19 protein-coding genes are annotated in these 21,858 nt (G+C 42.8%); 12 read left to right on the forward strand and 7 right to left on the reverse strand.

Annotation, left to right across the window (positions count from 1 at the left end):
• Window positions 1-31 precede the first annotated feature (31 nt).
• The 4 genes from RIB15_RS05095 to RIB15_RS05110 all read right to left on the reverse strand — a co-directional run bounded on the left by RIB15_RS05095 (window position 32) and on the right by RIB15_RS05110 (window position 3,482).
• Entirely contained in the window at window positions 32-571 is a 540-nt protein-coding gene (locus tag RIB15_RS05095; RefSeq protein ID WP_350201071.1) for a hypothetical protein, read from the reverse strand.
• The gene (locus tag RIB15_RS05100) at window positions 568-1,152 is read right to left on the reverse strand and encodes a hypothetical protein (RefSeq protein WP_350201072.1); all 585 of its coding nucleotides are present in this window, start codon (window positions 1,150-1,152) and stop codon (window positions 568-570) included. Before RIB15_RS05100 ends, RIB15_RS05095 begins: the two co-directional genes overlap by 4 nt.
• Window positions 1,153-1,539: 387 nt before the next feature.
• On the reverse strand, window positions 1,540-2,124 hold the full coding sequence (locus tag RIB15_RS05105; RefSeq protein ID WP_350201073.1) for a hypothetical protein: 585 nt from the start codon (window positions 2,122-2,124) through the stop codon (window positions 1,540-1,542).
• A gap of 23 nt (window positions 2,125-2,147) precedes the next feature.
• Window positions 2,148-3,482 carry a M23 family metallopeptidase gene (locus RIB15_RS05110; protein WP_350201074.1) on the reverse strand — a complete coding sequence of 445 codons (1,335 nt, stop codon included), beginning with the start codon at window positions 3,480-3,482 and terminating at the stop codon, window positions 2,148-2,150.
• Window positions 3,483-3,824: 342 nt separating this feature from the next.
• Between RIB15_RS05110 and gcvT the strand changes: the two genes are divergently transcribed.
• From gcvT to RIB15_RS05135, 5 genes are read left to right on the forward strand one after another with little or no spacing between them, the layout of a single operon-like run.
• Window positions 3,825-4,925: a glycine cleavage system aminomethyltransferase GcvT gene (gcvT, locus tag RIB15_RS05115; protein ID WP_350201075.1), complete on the forward strand. Its 1,101-nt coding sequence runs from the start codon at window positions 3,825-3,827 to the stop codon at window positions 4,923-4,925.
• Window positions 4,926-4,937: 12 nt separating this feature from the next.
• Window positions 4,938-5,675 carry a 2-phosphosulfolactate phosphatase gene (locus RIB15_RS05120; protein ID WP_350201076.1) on the forward strand — a complete coding sequence of 246 codons (738 nt, stop codon included), beginning with the start codon at window positions 4,938-4,940 and terminating at the stop codon, window positions 5,673-5,675.
• On the forward strand, window positions 5,668-8,220 hold the full coding sequence (locus RIB15_RS05125; RefSeq protein WP_350201077.1) for a DNA translocase FtsK: 2,553 nt from the start codon (window positions 5,668-5,670) through the stop codon (window positions 8,218-8,220). The genes RIB15_RS05120 and RIB15_RS05125 overlap by 8 nt, the downstream gene beginning before the upstream one ends.
• Window positions 8,213-8,833 carry a LolA family protein gene (locus RIB15_RS05130; RefSeq protein ID WP_350201078.1) on the forward strand — a complete coding sequence of 207 codons (621 nt, stop codon included), beginning with the start codon at window positions 8,213-8,215 and terminating at the stop codon, window positions 8,831-8,833. Before RIB15_RS05125 ends, RIB15_RS05130 begins: the two co-directional genes overlap by 8 nt.
• Window positions 8,833-9,861 carry a lysylphosphatidylglycerol synthase transmembrane domain-containing protein gene (locus tag RIB15_RS05135; RefSeq protein ID WP_350201079.1) on the forward strand — a complete coding sequence of 343 codons (1,029 nt, stop codon included), beginning with the start codon at window positions 8,833-8,835 and terminating at the stop codon, window positions 9,859-9,861. The genes RIB15_RS05130 and RIB15_RS05135 overlap by 1 nt, the downstream gene beginning before the upstream one ends.
• Before the next feature lie 42 nt (window positions 9,862-9,903).
• Here RIB15_RS05135 and RIB15_RS05140 read toward each other — a convergent pair whose 3' ends face one another.
• Window positions 9,904-10,245 carry a hypothetical protein gene (locus RIB15_RS05140; protein ID WP_350201080.1) on the reverse strand — a complete coding sequence of 114 codons (342 nt, stop codon included), beginning with the start codon at window positions 10,243-10,245 and terminating at the stop codon, window positions 9,904-9,906.
• Window positions 10,242-12,665, reverse strand: a complete 2,424-nt coding sequence (locus tag RIB15_RS05145; protein WP_350201081.1) for a penicillin acylase family protein — start codon at window positions 12,663-12,665, stop codon at window positions 10,242-10,244. The genes RIB15_RS05140 and RIB15_RS05145 overlap by 4 nt, the downstream gene beginning before the upstream one ends.
• Window positions 12,666-12,813: 148 nt before the next feature.
• Between RIB15_RS05145 and RIB15_RS05150 the strand changes: the two genes are divergently transcribed.
• A complete protein-coding gene (locus tag RIB15_RS05150; protein ID WP_350201082.1) occupies window positions 12,814-12,957 on the forward strand; it encodes a four helix bundle protein in 144 nt (47 codons plus the stop codon).
• Window positions 12,958-13,037: 80 nt separating this feature from the next.
• Here the strand turns inward: RIB15_RS05150 and RIB15_RS05155 are convergent, their stop codons facing one another.
• Window positions 13,038-13,904, reverse strand: coding sequence for a dimethylarginine dimethylaminohydrolase family protein (locus tag RIB15_RS05155; RefSeq protein WP_350201083.1), 867 nt, complete (start codon window positions 13,902-13,904; stop codon window positions 13,038-13,040).
• A 214-nt stretch (window positions 13,905-14,118) separates the two neighbouring features.
• Between RIB15_RS05155 and RIB15_RS05160 the strand changes: the two genes are divergently transcribed.
• The 6 genes from RIB15_RS05160 (at window position 14,119) to RIB15_RS05185 (ending at window position 21,803) form a co-directional block, all read left to right on the forward strand.
• Window positions 14,119-15,312, forward strand: coding sequence for a D-alanine--D-alanine ligase family protein (locus RIB15_RS05160; protein ID WP_350201084.1), 1,194 nt, complete (start codon window positions 14,119-14,121; stop codon window positions 15,310-15,312).
• 73 nt (window positions 15,313-15,385) lie between these two features.
• Window positions 15,386-16,816, forward strand: a complete 1,431-nt coding sequence (locus tag RIB15_RS05165; RefSeq protein WP_350201085.1) for an ABC transporter substrate-binding protein — start codon at window positions 15,386-15,388, stop codon at window positions 16,814-16,816.
• Window positions 16,816-17,691 (forward strand): NAD(+)/NADH kinase, encoded by an 876-nt coding sequence (locus RIB15_RS05170; protein ID WP_350201086.1) that lies wholly within the window; start codon window positions 16,816-16,818, stop codon window positions 17,689-17,691. Before RIB15_RS05165 ends, RIB15_RS05170 begins: the two co-directional genes overlap by 1 nt.
• Window positions 17,692-17,791: 100 nt before the next feature.
• Window positions 17,792-18,748 carry a malate dehydrogenase gene (gene mdh / locus RIB15_RS05175; RefSeq protein WP_350201087.1) on the forward strand — a complete coding sequence of 319 codons (957 nt, stop codon included), beginning with the start codon at window positions 17,792-17,794 and terminating at the stop codon, window positions 18,746-18,748.
• A gap of 121 nt (window positions 18,749-18,869) precedes the next feature.
• Window positions 18,870-19,853 (forward strand): Gfo/Idh/MocA family protein, encoded by a 984-nt coding sequence (locus RIB15_RS05180; protein ID WP_350201088.1) that lies wholly within the window; start codon window positions 18,870-18,872, stop codon window positions 19,851-19,853.
• Between the two features lie 96 nt (window positions 19,854-19,949).
• The gene (locus RIB15_RS05185; RefSeq protein WP_350201089.1) at window positions 19,950-21,803 is read left to right on the forward strand and encodes a Xaa-Pro dipeptidyl-peptidase; all 1,854 of its coding nucleotides are present in this window, start codon (window positions 19,950-19,952) and stop codon (window positions 21,801-21,803) included.
• Window positions 21,804-21,858: the final 55 nt, after the last annotated feature.

Genomic DNA, 21,858 nt, shown 5'->3' on the forward strand with positions numbered 1-21,858 from the left:
AAATGAAAAGAATTCAGGAGATGTACTAAATTCAGGGATTTACAAAGTAAATAATCTCTATAATTTTGTTTGTTGTTGTACTTAAATCGATTAAAATTCCATCATAATCATTCCCAGAGCAATTAAAAGTAACTACATAATTTGGACTAATTGCAGGTTTATAAATAATCTTGAGATCATTGCCGAATTTTTGTTTTAAATCATTGAAATGATCTCCTACTCTAACTTCCTTCCCAAGTATGTTGACAGGCCATTGATTTGTTGGAATTTCTATATTAGTTAACCTCGAAAACTCAGTATTAAATGCCACTTTCACACTCCCAAACATAAACAGTTTTTCCCGATCTGAATCATTGTTAACAGAAGTATATGAACCCCATAGCGATTGAACACCAGCATTGTTTACGTCTGTGGCATTTATCTGATTAATGGTATGACCATTATACGTAATGGAATCATAGGCACTGCAGGAGATCATATTTGTTCCTCTTTCTTGCGCTTGAAGAGGACTTTCGCTGCCAGAGTTAATTTGGGCGAAAAGCATTTTGGGGATAACAAATAATAATCTCATGGATTTACAAAGTAAATAATCTCCACCACTTTGTTGGTTGCGGTATTAAAATTGATTAATAATCCATCTCTTTCATTTCCATTGCAATTAAATGAAACGGTATAATTATCATCAATGGTTGGTTTGTAGATGATTTTAAGATCATTTCCAAACTTCTGTTTCATCTGCGAAAAAGTGTCTCCCACAGTGATCGTTTTTCCGGTTATAGTCAGTGGCCAGTTGCTTTTTTTTATCTCCATTCTTATAACTTCTCCCTCCATAAAAGCTATTTTATTGTCTCCATAATAATAAGCTACCTCATTCAAGATAGCATTATCATTATTAACCGAGCTCGGAGAGCCTATCAATTGATTCAAATCACTGGCATTTCCTTCAGTATTATTTAAGTCTGCTAAGGTATGCCCATTGTATTTAATCGCATCATATGCGTTACAGGAAATGATATTCCTACCTCTTTCTTGAGATATGAGTGGATTTTCCGTCCCGTCATCTATTTGGGTTTGAGCGCTTAACTCAGGTATGGCAAAAAGAAGCAGCGAGAAGATTGTCAGGAGTAAATTTTTCACGTTAATCTTTTTCAAATCTTATAATTTTACCTGATCCTATATGATTTATTGTAAGTTTATTTTGAGTAATTCAGGTCTTTAGCTAGATCCTACAATACCAAGTATTTTAAATTAGGATTTTGCGACTTGGATTCACCACATATTGCAAAAGAAAGAAGGGATGAGTGGAGAGTGTAATAAAGCAAGTTTTTTTATCTCATTTTCATAGTATTGCCGAACAATATTAGTGCTTTCAATGAATGTCCACGCACTCACCGGATCATCAACACTAATCCAATTCCCAATAATCTGGTTTTCTGTTGATGAAGTTGCATTCGGATTATCTATAGCTTTTTCATTAATACTACAAGATGTGTATAATATGGTACAATACTTGGTATGAATAAAAAATGTTCCATAGCATTAACTATTTACAAAATATCTTATTTCTTCCACTTCATGGGTAGTTGGTTGGAAGTAAATAAGTAAACCGTCGTAATCATTTTCATTGCATCCAAATGAAACGGCATATCTTGAAGAAATAGCCGATTTATAAATTATTCTTAGATCATCACCGAATTTTTGCATTAGTTCAGAAAACGAATTTCCAACTCTGATTTCTTTTCCTAACACGGTAATTGGCCAGTTTGATTCTTTTATACCCATACCAGCTAGGTACCCATGCTCATAATTAAAGCTTACCCGGTTGTTTCCATACAAAAATACTCTTTTCCGAACTCCACTCATTTCTGATACAGAATCGGATCTGCCCCAAAGCTGATGTACCCCAGAGATAATACCCTGAGTGTTATTGATTTGGTTGATGGTATGACCTTTATATTTAATGGCATCATAAGCACTGCATGAAATTATATTTGTACCCCTTTGCTGTGTTTGAATTGGATTAATTGAAGAAGGATCATCAATTTGGTTTTGTGCATTAATATTCGTGTCCAATGCAAAAAAGCAAAGTAAAAGTATAGTTTTTATTAATGATAAATTGTTCATGGTTTTTCCTATATCTTTATTAATTAGCAATCAGTCCCGGCAACTGGATTCCCATTATTGTCAAATTTTGTTGTTATTATTTGTTCGGGATTGATTTCATCGCTGTAGTCATCTTCTAAATTCCAGCCGTTACTTATCCGTTTCCTTGCCACAATGTGGGTATGAGGGTCATCTGTATAATCTTTGAAAATAGCACGTTCCAAATTTCCACTTAACCCTTGAATTCCGATCACGTCTCCAGGATTAACTTGTGTGTTTTTTCCAGGTCTACCATTCTTTTTCAAGTGATTATATTGAATTGTGTAATATTCTCCATCAACAGATATTTGAACTGTCACCCAGTAACCTAATTCTTCTGGGTCATGTCCAGTACTTACTACGGTACCGCTATACATACTAAAAAATGGACTTCCCACATCATTTTTTATATCAATTCCCAAATGGGGTTTTGGTCTGTTTCGTGTATTTCCAAACCTACCCCCTTCAATGCCACTATTAGTTTGCTCAGCAATTCTAGGATTTTTGACAGGATTCCCCACACAAGGTACTTCGCCATCAATGCAATTTCCATCTGCGTCTTCAACCTGTCCGGTGGGACAAACTTCCTGGTCGGGGTCATCATGGCTTCCTCCCGGTGGGTTATAAGGGGCTTCGTCACAATCTCCTCCCGAATAATAACATCCTCCACCAGTACCTCCAGACCCACCGTCATCTATGGCATCGTCGGCGGGGGCGCATACTTCAACGGTACCTATACTAAAACAGCCACATAATGGCTCCCAACTCAACGTTTCTTCATACGTGCATGTTAATATTTTATTCTTACTATTCGATGAATTTCGCCCCGAGCTGTTGCCATTTAATTTACCACCCCATTCTTTAACGCTGGCTATCTGCTCTTCTGTATTAGGAATAATAACTGCTAATATTTGGTAAATTTCATTATCAGCCGGGTCAACGTAAATGTGATAATAAAAAGTTTTCTCTCCCCTCGCTGCTTCAAGATCTTTTTGATGAGGCTTAAGCTTAAAGTAACGATACTTAAACTTTACTTTACCGTTACTTTTTTCCTTCTTTTTACTTAAAAACGCTACGTACTCCGTTTTCTTTTTTGAACTATATTCTTCTAAAAGCTGATATAACTTCTCTACCTTTTCCCGGCTTAATGATGAGACACTCATCTTATTAAGATTTTGGCCATTTGTGCCACCTTCCCACCAAGAGACATTGACCTGATTAGGTAAAGCATACTCACCCTCACTTTTGAATTCCTCAACAACTGATCTTGAATTCATCCCAAAATCTTTACAACCAACAATTAAAAGCGCCCCAAAAAATAAAAACAACGTATATCTCATGTGATAGAACTCTATTTATCAATAATTTTGAGATAAGAGTCACACACACACACGATTTGTTACAAAAGTTTTTCAAAGAACTTAACCGAGTGATTTAAAAACCGTCCAACAAAAAACAGTCATTCGTTTAATTGCTATTCTCTATTCAGACTGATTGGCAATGAACCGATGGACGAATAGCCAATTTTTGATTTTAAAGAGGTACGCATAAACATTTCCAAGAAATACCTATGTTATGCCGATTTTTGGTTTACAAACCCTTACCTTCCAACTGATAGTGCTTAGAAATTTCGGGGAAAGTTTGTGAACCGAAATACACAAAAACGAATCTATTCCTAATACATGTCCAAAAAGACACCATTCTATTCCATTCATGAAAAAGCCGGCGCAAAGCTAGTCGACTTCGCCGGGTATCAGATGCCGGTTCAATATGCAGGAATAAAAAGCGAACATACCGCCGTTCGTGAGGCAGCCGGCATATTCGATGTGTCGCATATGGGTGAATTTTTCATCAGCGGCCCGGAAGCACTGGACCTCATTCAAAAAGTGACGGTTAACGATGCGGCTAAACTTGTGGAAGGAAAGGCCCAATATACCTGCATGTGTTACGAAGACGGGGGCATTGTGGACGACCTGATTGTGTACAAGCTGTTTGATGATGCAGGTTATATTGTGGTTGTAAATGCATCTAATATTGAAAAGGATTTTGAGTGGATTACCAAAAACAACACGTTTGATGCCAACGTCCACAACCAGTCTGACGATACCTGCTTACTGGCAGTTCAGGGGCCAAAATCGGTGGAGACGCTCCAAAAGCTAACGGATTTGAATTTGAGCGACATCGGGTTTTATTCCTATAAAATGGGAAGCCTTGCCGGCATGGAGCATGTGGTATTTTCTGCTACCGGATATACGGGAGAAAAAGGCTTTGAGCTGTATTTTGACAAAAGTCATGCCGACCCTGAAAAAGTCTGGAATGCCATCATGGAAGCCGGCGAAGAATTCGGCATTGAGCCTTGCGGGTTGGGTGCCCGCGACACCCTTCGGCTGGAAATGGGCTATGCACTGTACGGTAACGACATCACCAAAGACACTCACCCCCTGGAAGCCCGATTAGGCTGGATTACGAAATTTGAGAAGGGTGATTTTATTGGAAAGGAAGCTCTCCTCAAGAAAAAAGAAGAAGGCTTAAACCGTCGGTTGGTAGGCTTTATAGTTGAAGGGGAACGCAATATTCCTCGCCAGGGCTATGAGATCCAAAACGATGCGGGAGAAGCCATTGGAGAAGTAACCAGTGGAACAATGTCGATTACTTTAGGTAAAGGTATAGGTATGGGATACGTTGCTAAAGAGTACGCGGATGAAGGAACAAAAATTCAGATAAGTATCCGCAAAAAGACGGCCACCGCAACGGTTACCCGGCCACCATTCATCAAAAATTAATTAAGAGAGAATATGCCAGAGATTAATTATATCGACGTTTTCTTTTCCGTTCAGGCTTTTCAGGAAGAAGAGCTGCGCGGGAAAACTGCGGTTATTATCGACGTTTTGAGAGCGTCTTCATCCATCACAACTGCACTGAGTAACGGAGCAAAGAAAATCATCCCCGTAGCAGATATGAGTGATGCCATGAAGATCGCCAATACCATGGATCAAAAAGACTTTCTGCTGTGTGGCGAGAAAAACGGAACCAAAATTGAAGGATATCACCTTGGGAATTCCCCCGCTGAATATGAACCTGATGTGGTAAAAGGGAAAACCCTGATATTCAACACCACCAATGGCACCAAGGCCATCAAAAAAGCTTCCCTGGCTAACCAGATTTATGTGGGTACTTTTCTGAATCAGCAGAGCATACTTAATGCACTCAAAGAACATGATGACGAAGTGGTTCTCGTTTGTTCCGGCTGGCAGGGGCGCCTTTCCATTGAAGACACTTTATTTGCCGGTTCACTCCTGCACACTATAACCGGTGGAGAGCTACCCGACTCGGCCAAAGACGGAGCCAAAGTAGCATTTGGTCTTTTCCAAAAATTTGGGGATGATTTAGAAGGAGCTATCAGTAAAAGTGATCATGCAAAAAGATTGGCTGAACTGGTTCCAAATGGCGATATTGAATTCTGTTGCAAAGTAAATGAATTTGATGTGCTTCCCGGCATGCGGGATGGCATCCTGACCAATTTGAATGGCTAAAAATAACTTAAATACATCTACAACTACGGGGCTGGATTCTAACCGTAAAGTCGAAATTATTGGCATTATCGTAATGTCGATAGCGATTTTACTCGGGTTGAGTATCATTTCCTACAACCCGGAAGACTACCAGTATGCAAAAAGCATCTCCTTTTTGGATTTATTCAATCCCGATGCTTCGTCCAGACTGGTGAAAAACTGGCTGGGTCCGGTAGGGGCATATCTATCTCATTATCTGGTTCACAGTTTATTTGGTTACACCAGTATTATTCTCGCACTTATTACCGGCTATCATGGCTGGCACACCTTTCGCCGCCGCGACTTTAAAGAACTTGGATGGCTGACCGTACTTTCCATTTGGGGGATGGTATTGCTTTCTACCTTTATAGGATGGCTGAGCACCAATGCTGATTTCCCGGCTGACTCGATTTGGAGTGGATCGGCTGGCATTGCCATTTCTCAGGTTCTTCAAAACATTACCGGGATTGGCTCTATTTTCATTTTATCTGTGCTGCTGATTGTCACCTTGCTGATGTTTGTAGATCGTGATCTGCAAAAAACCATCGACAGCGTGAAAATCTGGATGGATAATCTGCGGGATAAATTAGAAGACTGGCGAGCCGAACGACAACTCCGTAAGGAGCAAAAAGCCAAAGAACGTGAAGAGCGTATTGCAGCCAAAAAAGCAGCTAAGGAAGAAAAAAAGGCACAACAAACAGCTGAAAAAGAAGAAAGAGCATCTTCTACATCCAAAGATGACGATGAGCTCGAGAAAAAAGAAATCGCTGAACCTCAGGACGACAAAGAACCTGTAAAACCAGCTCCCTCCATCGATGAGTTGGTGGAGAAGTCGGAAGAGGAAGAGCGCAAGCAGCGTGAGAAAGAGCAGAAGGAAGTTAAGACACTGGATACCCGTCAGCGTGCTTCGCTTGAAAAAGAGGAAGTGGTTGATGAGGAAGAAAACGACCTGGAAGTTTCCGTTTTTGTTGGGAAAGGGGAAGAAGAAGCCGATGAAAAAGATCTTGATAAACAGAATCGGGAAAAAGCCAAGGAAGTCCCCGTTATCAAGTACAAGTTTCCTAAAGTAGATCTGCTTGATTCTCCACCTAACGAGGGTAACGAAGTGGACCTGGAGGAAATTAAAGAGAACAAGCGGATCATCCTTGATAAACTGAAGCGCCACAAAATTGAGATTGTGGGCATCAATGCTATTGTCGGACCTACAGTTACACTTTATGAACTGGAGCCGGCTCCTGATGTGAAAATCTCCAAGATAGAAAGCTATTCCAATGACCTGAAGATGGCCACTGCTTCCAAAGGTTTGCGTATGCTTTCTCCTATCCCAGGTAAATCAGCTGTGGGTATTGAGGTTCCAAATAGTACGCGTGAAACGGTGTACATCAAGCAAGTGATTAACACCAAGAAATTTGTAGAAACGAACTTTGTGCTTCCGGTAGCCTTTGGTAAGACCATTGAGAACGAAGTTTTTATGATCGACCTTACCAAAATGCCTCACCTGCTGATTGCCGGTGCTACCGGTTCAGGTAAGTCGGTGGGTATTAATACGATTATTACCTGTTTGTTGTATAAATGCCATCCGGACAACCTGAAGTTTGTAATGATTGATCCGAAGAAGATTGAACTTTCTCTCTATCGGAATATTCAGAATCACTTTTTGGCGATGCTGCCTGATGCCGACGAGCCTATCGTAACGGATACTACCAAGGCTCAGGAAACGTTGGAAAGCTTGTGTAAGGAAATGGATGATCGTTATGACCTGCTTAAAATGGCTATGGTCCGCGATATTAAATCTTACAATGAAAAATATGCAACCGGTGAACTGGACGAAGAGTTGGGACACAGGCATTTACCATACATTGTAGTGATTATCGATGAGCTCGCTGACCTGATGATGACCGCCGGTAAGCAGATTGAAGAGCCCATTGCCCGACTCGCGCAGCTGGCTAGAGCAATTGGTATTCACTTGGTAGTGGCAACCCAGCGACCATCTGTTAACGTAATTACCGGTACCATTAAGGCTAACTTCCCGGCACGAATTGCCTATCAAGTAGCCTCCAAGGTTGACTCCAGAACGATCCTTGATCAGGGCGGAGCAGACCAACTGATTGGCATGGGAGATATGTTGTTTAACAATGGCACCGGGCTGGTTCGTATTCAGAATGCCTTCGTTTCAACCGAAGAAGTAGATAAAATAAACTCTTTCATAGGTCAGCAAGCCGGATACAAGGAACCTTTCCATCTTCCTATCATTAAAGAAGATGTAGCAGATATTCCGGACCCGCTGGATGATATCGACGAGTATTTTGAAGCTGCGGCCAAGCTTGTGATTTTACATCAGCAGGGATCGGTTTCATTACTACAGCGTAAACTGAAAATCGGCTATAACCGCGCCGGACGAATTATAGATCAATTATTTAATGCAGGAATTGTTGGACCATATCAGGGTAGCACCGCACGGGATGTTCTCATTCAGGACGAAGAAGAATTGCAGGAATTATTGGACAATCTCGATGAGTATGATTAAGTCCCTTTCCCGCAGGTTATCTCTTTTATTCCTGCTTTTAGTTCTCTGTTCTGGTTCTCTTTTTGCTCAGACCCCACAATTCAACCAGCTTAAAGAAAAGTTTGATGAAGGCCAGGTTTTTCGGGCCATGTTCAATCAAACGTTTACAGATTCCTACACCGGGGAAGTGACCCAAAGCGAAGGGCAAATCTGGCTCGATAAAGTTCGCTACAAACTCGAAGCCGATGGGCAGGTTGTAGTTGTTGACGGAGAAACATCCAAGGTCTACGATCCTTCCCGAAACCGCGTTATTATCGATACTTACAATGCAGATGAAGATGATTTTGCACCCTCCAGAATGTTAAGTGGAATCGATACAACTTATACCGTCTCTGAAGAGAAAATGGGTAGTCAGACCAAAATCAACCTGGTATCAAATGACGATTTCGCTGTTTTTATCCGGGTTGAAATTATGATTGATGCTGAGTTTCGTCCGGTTGAAATAAAGGCCTGGGATATTTCAGATAATGAAATTGTAACCACCTTTACCAACGGAACTTTTCTGACACCAGAAAACGGCCTTTTCCAGCTTGAGTATCCCGGGGATGCTGAAGTCGTAGACATGAGATACTGATGCAGACTAAAAAGATTTTAAAAATTGTAGCAAGTGTTCTTCTCGGGGCACTTTTTCTTTGGCTGGCTTTTAGAGAAGTTGAATTTGCCGAGGTCGTTGAATCGGCGCGGGGCATGTCATGGTCCTGGATAGTACCTTTTGCTGCAACTACACTTTTTGCTCACTTTATTCGGGCATTGAGATGGGAGATGCTTTTCACCAATAAAGAAAAAACTCCTACTAAAACCACCCTGTTTACCGGAGTTATGTTTGGTTATTTGGTAAATATACCTCTGCCGCGAGTCGGTGAAGTAGCCCGGCCTGTTTACGTAGCCCGTCAGGTTGATGAAAGCAACAGCAAGATTATCGGCACCATTGTACTGGAGCGCGTGGTTGACCTGCTGGGGATGTTGCTGCTGATGGCTTTCGTTGTAGTATTTTTAGTAGCCGATCCACAGGTACTTTCACGCTTATTTGGGGTTGACATCACCAGCTCTGAAACACAGCTCAACTTTATTCTCACCCTTGGGAAATATGGTTTGTTTGCCGCTTTAGGATTAGGTGCTCTCCTTTGGCTTTTCAAAAAAGCGGAAGAAAAGACAGAAGGTAAAATTGCCGACTTTGTACATAGGATTCAGAAAATTATCCGGACTTTTGTAGATGGGCTGCTGGCCATCAAAGAGCTCAAAAACTGGCCATTATTCATCTTTTATTCTCTGCTGATTTGGGCTTTCTACATTACCATGACATACATTGGATTCTGGATGTTTGATATGCAGAATGTCTATGACCTGGGAATCACAGAAGCCGTCGTGCTGACGGTTGTTAGTGCTGTGGGAATTTCCATTCCTACCCCAGGCGGTGTAGGAACCTATCATCTTTTCATCACCAAGACACTACTTATCTTGTATGCGGTTCCTGAGGCTACCGGACTTGCCTACGCAACTATTGCCCACGCGGCTACTCTTGTCATAATTATTACCAGTACGCCTATTATGCTGGCCATTGACAAATTCTTGATGACGAAAAAAGGGACCGGGGAAATCTAAACAAAGAGCACTCCTCAATACCAACCAATATTGAATGGTTTTTCAGAGAATTGTCATTCCAAGCCAGGCACTTAGTAAAGTCGCCACACAACTTATTATGACGCTTATCATTTGTGCTCTTTTTGATTCACTTTTGAGATATCCATAAAAACTTAGGATAGCAGCTGATAAACTCATTCCAAAGAAAGTCAGCGTAATTCCATATGGATTTCGAATCGGCTCCGGGAAATAGCTCATCAGATGCCGAACTTGTTCGAAATAGGTCAGCGATTGATCCCCGGAAATTGAAAACCAAAGGCTGAGATACAAACCAGGTACAATGAGCAACAGTAAGCTAAGCCGAATCAAGCTTCTGCTTCTTTTAGCTGATGAAGAAGACTTCACTCTGAACCCCAATTTTTGAGGCTAATCTTATAATTAAACTCTGTTGGCTCCCCCTTGAAGAAATCCAGCTCGAATAATCCTCCGGTTCGCCAGGTTTCTATCATGGAATCGTAATTAGGTGAACCCGGGTTTCCAGAAGCCCCACCGGGATATACTCCCCAGCCTTTTACTTCCGGCCCCAATTCAACCACCATACGCCATGAAGGCCCGTGTTCTCCTCGTGTTGCATTTATCGCATCAGAAGATCCGCTGCTAAACACATTTTGCATTCCCATACCCGGCACATTCGCCAAGTGATTGATGTCGTTATTGATGGCCACGCCCCATTTCCACCGATCTCCAGGTTCACCCCATGCATTCGTCAATTCAGATACGGACTCTTTTAGCGTTGCAGTAGCAATGTCCTCTCTGGTCTCTTTAGCTTCAGTATTTATATTATCTATAAAAGAAAAATCAGGATCATTTTTAACCACTTCCACAAACATATCGCGGGATGGATAGCGCAAATTGGCATCCGTGGTTTCATATTCATCATACATAACCGCCCGGTAAAAATTTCCTGCCCACTGCCGGAATATAGAAGGAGCCATCTCTTCCGCATCCATATAATAATTCCATTGAGTCATCAGGTCGTAGATTACCTTTTCTTCCTCGTTCAGGCTATCGGTATTCGTCCACATGATCAGGCTGGGCAAAAAGGTTGAGGCATAATAGCTATAGTCATCCATTTGCATATTCTGCATGTCTTCTGGCGTGATCCCCTCCATCGATTCCAGTAAGTCGTTAATCCTTCTTCCGCGCTCGAAAGGAGCAAAGTCATCATCCAGATAGTACGGATAATCGGGAGCGGCCGATTCCTGGTTAGCTGAGCTCACAAAACCACGCTCGGGGTTTTTAATATGCGGAACCTGATCCTGGGGAATCCAGCCCTGCCAGTCGTATTTAGGATCCGTTCCATCACTTACCGTTCGGCCCTGATGCTTCCATTTTTTTGGAAGTTTTCCGTTTACCCACAGAGCGATATCTCCCTCGTTACTGGCAAATACGAAGTTTTGTGCCGGTGCCGTGTATTCTTTCAGTGCAGCCACATAGTCAGCATAGTTCTCTGCCCGGTTCAATCCATAAAATGTCTTGAGATCGTTGGAAGCTTCATGGGCAATCCAGCGCATGGCATGAAAAGCCGGTGCTCGTTCTTCATTTATTCTTGACCCCACTTTTGTAACCGGTCCGTGGTGTGTGTAAACCACTGTATCCATTACGGTATCTCCACCGCGAACTTTAATTTCTTCAATGCGTGTCGATGTTTGTTTCCACTGCCCGTCATGCCAATACTCCTGCATACTTTCATCCCGGAATTCAATCTCGTACCAATCCAGCACATCAGAACCTACATTAGTCACACCCCAGGCTACCTTTTCATTAAACCCAATAATCACCCCCGGAGAACCCTGCAGGCTTACTCCATAGGTATTTACGCCGGGTGCGTTAAGTTGTACTTCATACCAGATAGACGGCAGGGTGAGTGAAAGGTGAGGATCGTTGGCGAGAATGGGATATCCGGATGCAGTTTTGGATCCGCTTACCGCCCAATTGTTGCTTCCGATTCCTTCTTCGGTTGTAAAGGCTTGAAGTTCTTTTGCAGCAGCCGGCACATATAAGCTATCGGGAGCTTCAGGAATATCCGTTTCAAAATCCCACTCTCTTGTTGGAGGAATGATGGGGTCATTGAGTTCTGGTTCCTGCGCGAAGAACCGGCTCACAAAATCATCCCCAAAATAAGCCAGTGTGTTACTGGTGCGGTCTTCGTTATTGCCTGCAGCCAGCGTCCGGGTCATGTTTTTAAGTAAAAGAGCTGTTTTAATCGGCTCCCATTTTTCGGGTGTGAAATCCAGAATTTTATATTCCAGGGGATATTCATCCGGTGATAATTGATTGATATAAGCATTTACTCCATCCGCATAGGCGGTAATCACAGCGAGCATATCCGGGTCGTTTTGGATTTCCTGCCATGCTCTTTCTGCTCCGTAAGGCATTCCCCAGCGCCGGGTTTGCTTATCTCTGTTTAATAAAGCTGGCCCCACAATCTCGGCCAGTCTTCCTGCGGCATCATAGGTTTGCATTTCCATTTGGAAAAGCCGGTCACGAGCTACAATATAGCCTTGGGCTAAATACAAGTCATGCTCGTTCTGAGCAAAGATGTGGGGAACCCGCCGATCATCATAATACACTGAGACTTCATCTTTCAACCCGGAAATGTTTAGTTCTTCTGATTCCGGAGCCTTTGTTTCGGCGTTGGCCCAGAACCCGGCATCCGGATCAAAAAACTTACCTAAGGGAGGCACTGATGCAAATTTCGTATTGAGTGAAATGGTGACAGCGAAGAGAATCAGAAAGGAAATTCCGGATTTCAAATAATTCATATAAAAAGTGCTTTGTGCGATGTGCGTGGTCAGATGCACATACTTGAAATAATTTTGTAAGGAATATATTTGAAATCGCTCTTAACAAGAAAAGAAAAATGAAAGTTATGGGGATAGCACAAAAATTTGAAGAACTTGAATGCTGGCAATGTGCCAGAGAATTAGTCGGGATGGTTTACACTTCTTCAATATTTCTCAAAGCTCAGCTTCTGAAGTACAAAGTATAACCTATATTTTAGCCGACTTAAATTATTTACCTAAGGAGAGGAGAGGTGTAAAGAAATTAGGTTAAAGGCACTGGAGTACAGAAATAAAATTATAGCTTTTATGCAGTACTACAAAAACCAACTCTAAGTCAGACACAAAGCACAATTACCAAAGCAGCATCTTCATGCAGAAAACAGAGCCGCCGCTTTTCAGAAATTGATAGGTACTGAACTCATGAACCTTAAAGCCGGCTTCCTTCAGCTTATGATTTACATCCACACAGCCTTGTTGAATAAATACATTTTTGCCATCCGGGCAGGTAGCGTTGCATGCAAATAGTTTTTCGGCCTCATACTTGGAAGCTTCGATGACATTTGGGAAAAGGGTGTGAATAAGCTCCAGTCCCTCGTCGGTGAACGCTTTAGGATAAATTAAGACCGTTTCGGAATTGAGCATACACAAGCAGGTATCCAAATGGTAGAATCGCTCATCGATGAGCTCCAAAGCGATAACCGGAGTATCAAAAGTATCTGAAATTACATCATACACTTCTTTGGATGAGCGGTAGCCATATCCACCCCATAATAACCTTTTTTTGAAATGCCAGATCGCATCTCCCATTCCTTCGAAGCTTGAAAACCGGCTTTCATCCAGGTGTACGATGTCGTAGCTGCTTTCTTCATAAACGTTCTGAATAAAAGGCACTTCCTCTTTTCGCTGATCCGAGTTCATCACGCTCATAATTACTTCTTTCTTGCCATCTTTAGTGATGTTCGGCAAGCTTTGATTGGCGCAAAATACCATGTCAGGATATCCACGCCTGCCTTCTTCCACATGCACATAAAGTCCGAGTTCTTCATATCCAGCTTTCAGATGCTCCCATTCATTCTGAGCGGCAAGCTTATCTACGCCTCCGATATTACCTTCCATGTGCGGGTTAATCACATACTCTACCGAAAAATATGTCGGCTTTACCAATAAAACCTTCTGCGGAGCAGGCATTGGTTCCAGCTCCGAAATTGTAAAATTCAATTGACTAACAGATGTGATTACAGTGCCCATACGCTATATTTTAAAAGATTGGTCAGAACAGCAAATATTGAAAATATCATATTGAGGAACAAGATCAAGTTTCATGAATTTAGAGGAAAAGGGAGTTTTGTATTCTAAACTCTTTTCTTCCATACTATTAACAATTAAGCGGAAACAATCCTATTTTCGGCTACAATTATACATTCAGCCCGCTATGACTCAAAAAAACCTTATTGTCGCTTTTGGAGGCGTGTCTCCAGAACATGAAGTCTCTGTTTTAACAGCCATTCAGGCTATTTCAGCTCTTGAAGGGAGTCCTTATAACTGTATTCCTCTCTATGTTACAAAATCGGGACGATGGCTAACCGGAGAAAAACTTATGGACCTCAGTAACTTCAAAGACCTGCCTGAACTCGAGAGTAATTCCGTTTCCTGTGCCTTTGTAAAAGACGAAACAGGCAAAACCCATCTTAAGGAGCAGGATGGCGGCGGATTCTTTTCAAAACCCAAAAGCTATCCTGTGTATGCAGTCTTGTGTGCATTTCACGGAAGTGAGGGTGAAAATGGCTCATTTCAGGGTGTCTGTGAGATGATGGATGTTCCCTATTCCGGAAGCGGCGTTTTGGGGTCGTCTTTAGGCATGAATAAAGTGAAGGCAAAGTTGGTTGCAGCCGCAAACGGGATCCCTGTTACCAAAGCGGTAAACTTTTACGAGACCGACTGGGAAAAAGAACAGGAAGACATCATTACTGTTGCCGAAGAGTTTGATTACCCGCTGATTGTAAAGCCCGTGAGCCTCGGGAGCAGCATTGGGGTAGCTATCGCCAATTCAAGGGACGAACTGATTGATGCTGTTGAAACTGCCTTTCGTTATGACGAGCACCTGTTAATCGAAGAGGCTGTGAACCCTCTCATGGAAATCAATTGTTCGGTGATGGGAACTCCTGATGAATGCCGGGCCAGCGTTTGCGAAAAGCCTCTTGGACAAACCGAGACTCTTTCTTTTGAAGATAAATACCAGAGCGGGGAAGGAGCAGATAAAGGAATGGCTTCTGCCGACCGGATTATTCCCGCTGATATTTCCGATGAACTCACTAAGAAGATTCAGAATCTGGCCACCAAAACATTTTCTGCTTTAGATGCTTCTGGTTTAGCAAGACTCGATTTCCTTGTTAATGCCAACACTAAAGAAGTCTTCTTTAACGAAATCAATACTATTCCCGGTTCTTTCTCATTCTATCTTTGGGATAAGTCTGATTTAAACTTCACACAATTACTCAACGAACTCATTGAAATCGGGTTAAAGAAACACCGGGCCAAAAACGGACGCGTTCGCAGCTATGAAACCAACTTGCTAAGCGAAAAGGCCATAAAAGGCATTAAAGGATTAAAAGGGAGTAAAAACTAACCTCTGACCACCAATAAGGGAATGATTTCCTTCGTTCATATTTTGTTTTATTAAAACCGATATATCTAGCTTAATGAAAAAACTTCTTCTCCTTTTATCTCCTTTACTTGTTTTCATTTCCTGTGGTAAGGAACTGGAGACCGTTACTGTAAAAACAGACCCTTCTGAATTACTTAATAACCCGGCTGACTCTGTTTACACCAATATTAATCCTTCCCAGGATGATTTTGTGCAAATCCGCCTTGGAGAAATAGCGGCAATCGAATCTCTTGATCCGCTTTTTGCTTCATCAAACAGCGAATGGAGAGTAAATAACCTGATTTATGAAGGTCTTACCAGCCTGAACAGCTCCGGCAATCCTTCACCCGCATTGGCTAAAAGTTGGGAAGTAAATACAGACTCCACACAGTTCACCTTTCACCTGAGAACCACTGTTTATTTTCATAATTCGCCAGCCTTCGAAAACGGCTCCGGGCGACGGTTCTTAGCAAGCGATGTTCGTTATGTATTTGAACGAATGGCTCACAATAATGTACCAGACTTTACCGCAAATCACTTTAGTGATATCCGGGGTTTTTCAGCTTATCACAATGAGCAGACCTATGTAAAGAATCCGGCCAAGCGAGCACTCAATACCATTGAAGGCATCAAAGTCCGAAATGACTCCACTGTCGTATTTTTTATGAATAAGCCAGCTTCTGACTTTCTGAAAAGGCTGGCACACCCAATGGCTTCTATTTATGCAAAAGAGAGTGTTCCGTCTAATAACGGTCCCATCCAAAAACCGGCTGGAACCGGCCGATTCGCATTCATCAAGAAAGAAGGCAACGTTCATTTGTTAACACAGAATAGAGGATACCGGGGCTTTGCTCCCAAAATTAACCGGCTCGATATCGTTTCTGGGTTAACGGAAAGGAATTTATATCAGGAATTTGCTAAAAAGGATATCGACGCGCTCATAGAACCCGGAAGCTCAACATTGATTTCCATTACTGATTCAACAGGAAATCTGTTAAATAGTGTTGTGGATTCATATCAACTTGAGCAAACACCTGTTTACTCCTCTTATGAACTTTATTACAACCAGCATTCGGGGCAAAGTGCACAAATAAATGAATTGCTTGACGCTATCGACCCCCGGTCTTTATTGCCTCTTTCTGCACGAGGCTCTATTTCGATTAGTATGGTAGATTCAGCAGGAGTTGAATCTAGCAATAGCAGACAATTAACCATCACTCAGACAACGCATCCATTCGAGACTTTTCTTCTCGATAAGCTGGCTACAAAGGCAACGGCACAGGGTTTTTCATTTACTATGAATGCTTCCTATGCCATCTCCGAGGATATTGCTTTATCTACCCGCCCTTACCCGGGTACTCAGAAATTCCTCACCTGGAAGTCTCCTGTTTTTATTTTGAATAATGTCTCTGTCTCCGGAATTAGCATTACTCATGAGCCATGGAATATCAGCCTGGTGTCTGTTAAGAAAACGGGAGGTAGTTAATGAAACTGGGTATTATCGCTAATCCGCAAAAGTATGAAGTGCGGGAAGTTCTTTCGGGCACCATTAAATGGGCTGAACGAAAGAATATATCGCTTTTTATTAATGCCGATGTTTGTGAGGAAACCGGTCTCAATAGCACGGATGTTCTTCAAAAAACGAATTCGGACATCGATTCTATAAAGGCTTCAGACATTGTGCTGGTTATGGGGGGCGACGGAACCATACTGTATACCGCCCGCATTTCAAAAGATATCAACAAACCGATTCTGGGAATAAATAGCGGGCGACTGGGCTTTATGGCCAACACGCAGATTGAGGATTTGGAACGCGCGCTCGACTGTCTCCTCAATAACGATTACACGCTCGACAAGCGCTCATTTTTACTGGCTACCGATTCAAATGGCAATCAATATCATGCCCTCAATGAATTTTTGTTTACCCGGAGAGATTCCATCTCGATGGTGAATGTAACGGCTGAATATGATGGGAGTCTGATTAACACGTATTGGGCAGACGGATTGATTGTAGCCTCACCAACAGGCTCCACAGCCTACAACCTGGCATCCGGCGGACCAATTGTGGCACCAGGTACCGAAGTGTTTTTAGTTACTCCAATTAATCCTCACACCCTTACAACACGTCCTTTGGTTTTAAATTCCAATAAACCTCTCCGGGTTGTTATTGAAAAACAGCAGAGCGAAGTTCAATTTTCCTATGACGGGCAGGTCCATGAAATTGAAAACTTTCCTTTTGAAGTTGAAATCTTGAAATCCGATTTAACGTTTGATCTCGTGCACCTTCCGGGTCAGGATTATTTTGAAACACTACGGAATAAACTAATGTGGGGAATGGATAGAAGGAGAAATCAGAATTAAGATTGATTCCTGATACCTGCTCATTGATTTATTATCTTTATAAGAGGTTCATAAAACGAAATTATTTTAATTGAAAACTGAACACTAAAAACAAAACATAATGAAAGTAACAGTAGTTGGAGCTGGAGGTAACGTTGGCTCAACCGTAGTTGACGTACTCGCACAACGAGACATTTGCAAAGAAATCGTCGCCGTGGATATTGAGAAGAAAGACGGAGACAAAACTTTTTATCCATCTAAAGGCCGTGGTTTGGACCAGTGGGAATCTGCGCCCGTTCATCTTTTTGATACGCGCATCAAGGGTACCGTAGATTATGCTGACACGGCCGGATCTGATGTTTGTGTGATTACTGCCGGAGTACCCAGACGTCCTGGAATGAGCCGCGATGACCTGCTCGAAATCAATGCTAATATTGTAAGCGGTGTTTCTAAAGAACTGGCTAAACACTCTCCGGATACCATCATTATTGTGGTTTCTAATCCACTTGACGTGATGGTTCAGGTAGCCAAAGAAGCCAGCGGGCTTCCTTATGAGAGAGTAATGGGAATGGCCGGAATCCTTGATACTGCCCGCTATCGTGCATTTATAGCTGATGAATTAGACGTTTCCCCTAAAGACATCCAAGCATTATTGATGGGCGGACACGGTGACACTATGGTTCCGCTTCCAAGATTTACAACCCTTTCCGGAATGCCAATCACCCACTTCATCAGCGAAGAACGATTAGACGAAATCGTAGAGCGAGCCAAAAAAGGTGGTGGAGAGATTGTCGGCCTGATGGGAACCTCAGCATGGTATGCTCCCGGAGCTGCTGCTGCCCAGATGGTTGAAGCTATTCTTCTTGACCAAAACCGAATTTTCCCGGTTTGTGCGCACATCGACGGTCAATATGGTATTGATGACCTCTACATCGGCGTACCTGTGAAACTGGGCAACGGTGGTATAAAAGAAGTGATCGAGGTTGACTTAAACGAAAAAGAACAAGACCTTTTAGAGGAATCAGCCAAAGCAGTGCGCAGTACTTTGGAAGATTTCCGAAAACTAATGAACAAGTAAACTAAACAACGAGGACTAAGGTTCTCACTACTTGCATTAATCCCTCACATGAATTCGTTTGTGTGAGGGATTTTTTTTTGGCTATACTCTTCTGTCAATTAAAAGCAGCTTACAGTACAAAATGGATAAAATTAAGTGGGGCATTATAGGATGTGGAGACGTCTGCGAAGTTAAAAGCGGGCCGGCCTTCAGTAAAATTGAGCACTCTGAACTAGTAGCCGTAATGAGGCGCAATGCTGAAAAGGCAGAAGACTATGCATCCCGGCATAACGTTCCCCAATGGTTTTCAGATGCCGATGAGCTTATTAACCACCCCGAAGTAAATGCCCTCTATATTGCGACTCCTCCAAATGCTCATGCTGTTTACGCACAAAAGGCAGCTGCCGCCGGGAAGCCGGTTTATGTAGAAAAACCTATGGGTATGAATTATGCCGAGTGCCAGAACATGATTACCGCCTGTGAAGAAGCTGGAGTATCCCTTTTTGTAGCCTACTATCGGCGGGCGCTACCGTATTTTTTGAAGGTGAAAGAATTATTGGAAAAGGAAGCCATCGGAAAAGTTACTTCTCTTCAAATCAATTTGATGCAGCCCCCAAAACCTGACGACTTTAAAAATGTAACGGAACACAATAATTGGCGAACCAAACCAGATATTTCAGGCGGAGGATACTTTCATGATTTAGCCTCCCATCAGCTTGACCTGATAGAGTTTTTGCTGGGAGAAATTGAGGATATAAACGGAAACGCCGCCAATACAATGGACTGGTACAACGCTGCGGATGTTCTGACTGCCAGCTTTAAGTTCAGAAATAATGCATCGGGTACAGGACACTGGAACTTCACGGTTCAACCCGATGAAAAGAAAGACGAAATTGTAATTTTAGGGCGTGAAGGATTCATTCGGTTTAGCACCTTTGATGGAAATGCGCCCATCATTTTAAACAACCCCTCGGGCCATAAGGAGTTTTCACTTCCATATCCAGCCCATGTTCAACAGCCGCTTATTCAAACAATCGTTAATGAATTAAGAGGAAAGGGCAAATGCCCGAGCACCGGAAAGTCGGGAGCAAGAGCTAACATGCTGATGGACGAGATTACCTCTTGAGATTTTTAGTTATGAAAGAGCTTTAAACTTTTTTGCACAACACTTTTCCGATTATCCGTTACATTCCTGCCATCCTCTAAAACAGATCTTCAAATAATGAACACGTTCAACAAATACCTGCTTTCGCTCTTTGTACTGACGCTATTTGTGCTGTCAGGCAGCCGGATTACCGCCCAGGATATTCAAATTCCTGTCATTGAAAATGGAAGAGCACAAGTTATTCCTGAACTCGAAAACCCGGATAACTGGATTCGGGAAGACCTTTGGGTTGAAACGGAATTTGACTCAGACCAGGATGGTAAACCTGACCGTATGCATGTAGATGTGACACGCCCCAAGCAAACAGAAAATGGCTTGAAACTTCCGGTGGTGTACGAAACCAGTCCATACTACGCCGGAACCGCGGGCATGGTAGACGGTCTTTTTTGGAATGTTCGACACGAATTGGGTGAACTTGGATCCAATGAAGTTGGAGAAGGAAAAACCCGAAGAGCCCATCCTGAGGTGATTCGCAGAGGAGAACGTCCCGTCATTTCCAACTCTCAAATCAGAACCTGGCTTCCACGGGGATACGTGGTTGTTCATTCTTCTTCACCGGGAACGGGACTTTCTGATGGTGCTCCAACTGTTGGTGGAGAAAATGAGTCACTCGCACCTAAAGCCGTCATTGAGTGGCTGGCCGGCAAAGACAACGGATACACTACCCGCGATGGAAATGAAAAAGTAATGGCAACGTGGTCTAACGGAAAAGTTGGAATGACCGGTACTTCTTACAATGGCACACTTCCTCTTGCCGCTGCTACTACCGGAGTGGAAGGACTGGAGGTTGTTATCCCCGTGGCCCCAAATACTTCTTATTATCATTATTATCGCTCGAATGGACTGGTTCGCAGTCCTGGCGGATATTTAGGTGAAGATATAGATGTGCTTTATGATTTTATTCACAGTGGGGAAGAATCTATGCGCGCCAGCAATAACGAGCGAATCCGGGATACTGAAATGGCTAACAATATGGACCGCCGCACCGGCGACTATAATCAATTTTGGGCAAGCCGTGACTACCTGAATGATATGCCCGGAATGAAAGCGGCTATGTTGATGAGCCACGGTTTCAATGATTGGAATGTGATGCCCGAACACAGCTATCGTATTTATGCCAAAGCCAAAGAAATCGGGCTTCACACTCAGATTTATTACCACCAATTTGGACACGGCGGCCCACCTCCGGTTGAAATGATGAACCGCTGGTTTACTCATTATCTGTTTGATGTAGATAACGGCATTCAGGATGAAACAGGAGCATGGATTGTACGGGAGTATGATGATCCGGCTAATCCTACTTTTTATCCTGACTACCCAAACCCAGCTGCTGAGCCTGTTACCCTTTACCTGAATAGCGGAGCACCTCAAAAGGGAAATCTCACTCTGACTAAGCCTGATAAGCAGGGAACAGAGTCCTTGGTAGACAATTTTTCCTTTGACGGGGAATCATTAGCGCGCGCTGAAATCACCGATCACCGGCTATTGTATGTCACTACGCCTCTACAAGATTCCCTCCACATTTCAGGGTTGGCAACCATAAATATAAAACTGGCAAGCAGCAAACCAGCCGCTAACCTATCGGTTTGGCTGGTTTCCCTTCCGTGGGATGAGCGACGAAACGGCCGCATTACCGATAACATTATAACGCGCGGGTGGGCTGACCCACAAAATCACAAATCATTAACTGAAAGTGCTCCACTCAAACCCGGTAAGTTTTATGAGCTGAGCTTTGAGCTACAACCTGATGATCAAATTATACGTCCGGGCCAGCAAATTGGGCTGTTAATTTTCGGCAGCGATAAGGAGTTCACTATTCATCCGGATCCGGGAACGGAACTGACCGTCGATTTGGATGAAACCACACTTACTCTGCCCATAGTTGGAGGAAAAGGAGCCTTTGGCTGGTAGAGTTTTAACCCACCCATGTTGTCATCCTGAACTTGATTCAGGATCTGAATAAGTA

Source organism: Gracilimonas sp., from assembly GCF_040218225.1.
Lineage (GTDB): Bacteria > Bacteroidota > Rhodothermia > Balneolales > Balneolaceae > Gracilimonas.

What these genes read in the sequence shown, in the direction of transcription:
- RIB15_RS05095 (WP_350201071.1), bottom strand. Translation starts at nt 571, where the DNA reads ATGAGATTATTATTTGTTATCCCCAAAATGCTTTTCGCCCAAATTAAC.
- RIB15_RS05105 (WP_350201073.1), bottom strand. Translation starts at nt 2,124, where the DNA reads ATGAACAATTTATCATTAATAAAAACTATACTTTTACTTTGCTTTTTT.
- RIB15_RS05110 (WP_350201074.1), bottom strand. Translation starts at nt 3,482, where the DNA reads ATGAGATATACGTTGTTTTTATTTTTTGGGGCGCTTTTAATTGTTGGT.
- gcvT (WP_350201075.1), top strand. Translation starts at nt 3,825, where the DNA reads ATGTCCAAAAAGACACCATTCTATTCCATTCATGAAAAAGCCGGCGCA.
- RIB15_RS05120 (WP_350201076.1), top strand. Translation starts at nt 4,938, where the DNA reads ATGCCAGAGATTAATTATATCGACGTTTTCTTTTCCGTTCAGGCTTTT.
- RIB15_RS05125 (WP_350201077.1), top strand. Translation starts at nt 5,668, where the DNA reads ATGGCTAAAAATAACTTAAATACATCTACAACTACGGGGCTGGATTCT.
- RIB15_RS05130 (WP_350201078.1), top strand. Translation starts at nt 8,213, where the DNA reads ATGATTAAGTCCCTTTCCCGCAGGTTATCTCTTTTATTCCTGCTTTTA.
- RIB15_RS05135 (WP_350201079.1), top strand. Translation starts at nt 8,833, where the DNA reads ATGCAGACTAAAAAGATTTTAAAAATTGTAGCAAGTGTTCTTCTCGGG.
- RIB15_RS05145 (WP_350201081.1), bottom strand. Translation starts at nt 12,665, where the DNA reads ATGAATTATTTGAAATCCGGAATTTCCTTTCTGATTCTCTTCGCTGTC.
- RIB15_RS05150 (WP_350201082.1), top strand. Translation starts at nt 12,814, where the DNA reads ATGTGCCAGAGAATTAGTCGGGATGGTTTACACTTCTTCAATATTTCT.
- RIB15_RS05160 (WP_350201084.1), top strand. Translation starts at nt 14,119, where the DNA reads ATGACTCAAAAAAACCTTATTGTCGCTTTTGGAGGCGTGTCTCCAGAA.
- RIB15_RS05165 (WP_350201085.1), top strand. Translation starts at nt 15,386, where the DNA reads ATGAAAAAACTTCTTCTCCTTTTATCTCCTTTACTTGTTTTCATTTCC.
- RIB15_RS05170 (WP_350201086.1), top strand. Translation starts at nt 16,816, where the DNA reads ATGAAACTGGGTATTATCGCTAATCCGCAAAAGTATGAAGTGCGGGAA.
- mdh (WP_350201087.1), top strand. Translation starts at nt 17,792, where the DNA reads ATGAAAGTAACAGTAGTTGGAGCTGGAGGTAACGTTGGCTCAACCGTA.
- RIB15_RS05180 (WP_350201088.1), top strand. Translation starts at nt 18,870, where the DNA reads ATGGATAAAATTAAGTGGGGCATTATAGGATGTGGAGACGTCTGCGAA.
- RIB15_RS05185 (WP_350201089.1), top strand. Translation starts at nt 19,950, where the DNA reads ATGAACACGTTCAACAAATACCTGCTTTCGCTCTTTGTACTGACGCTA.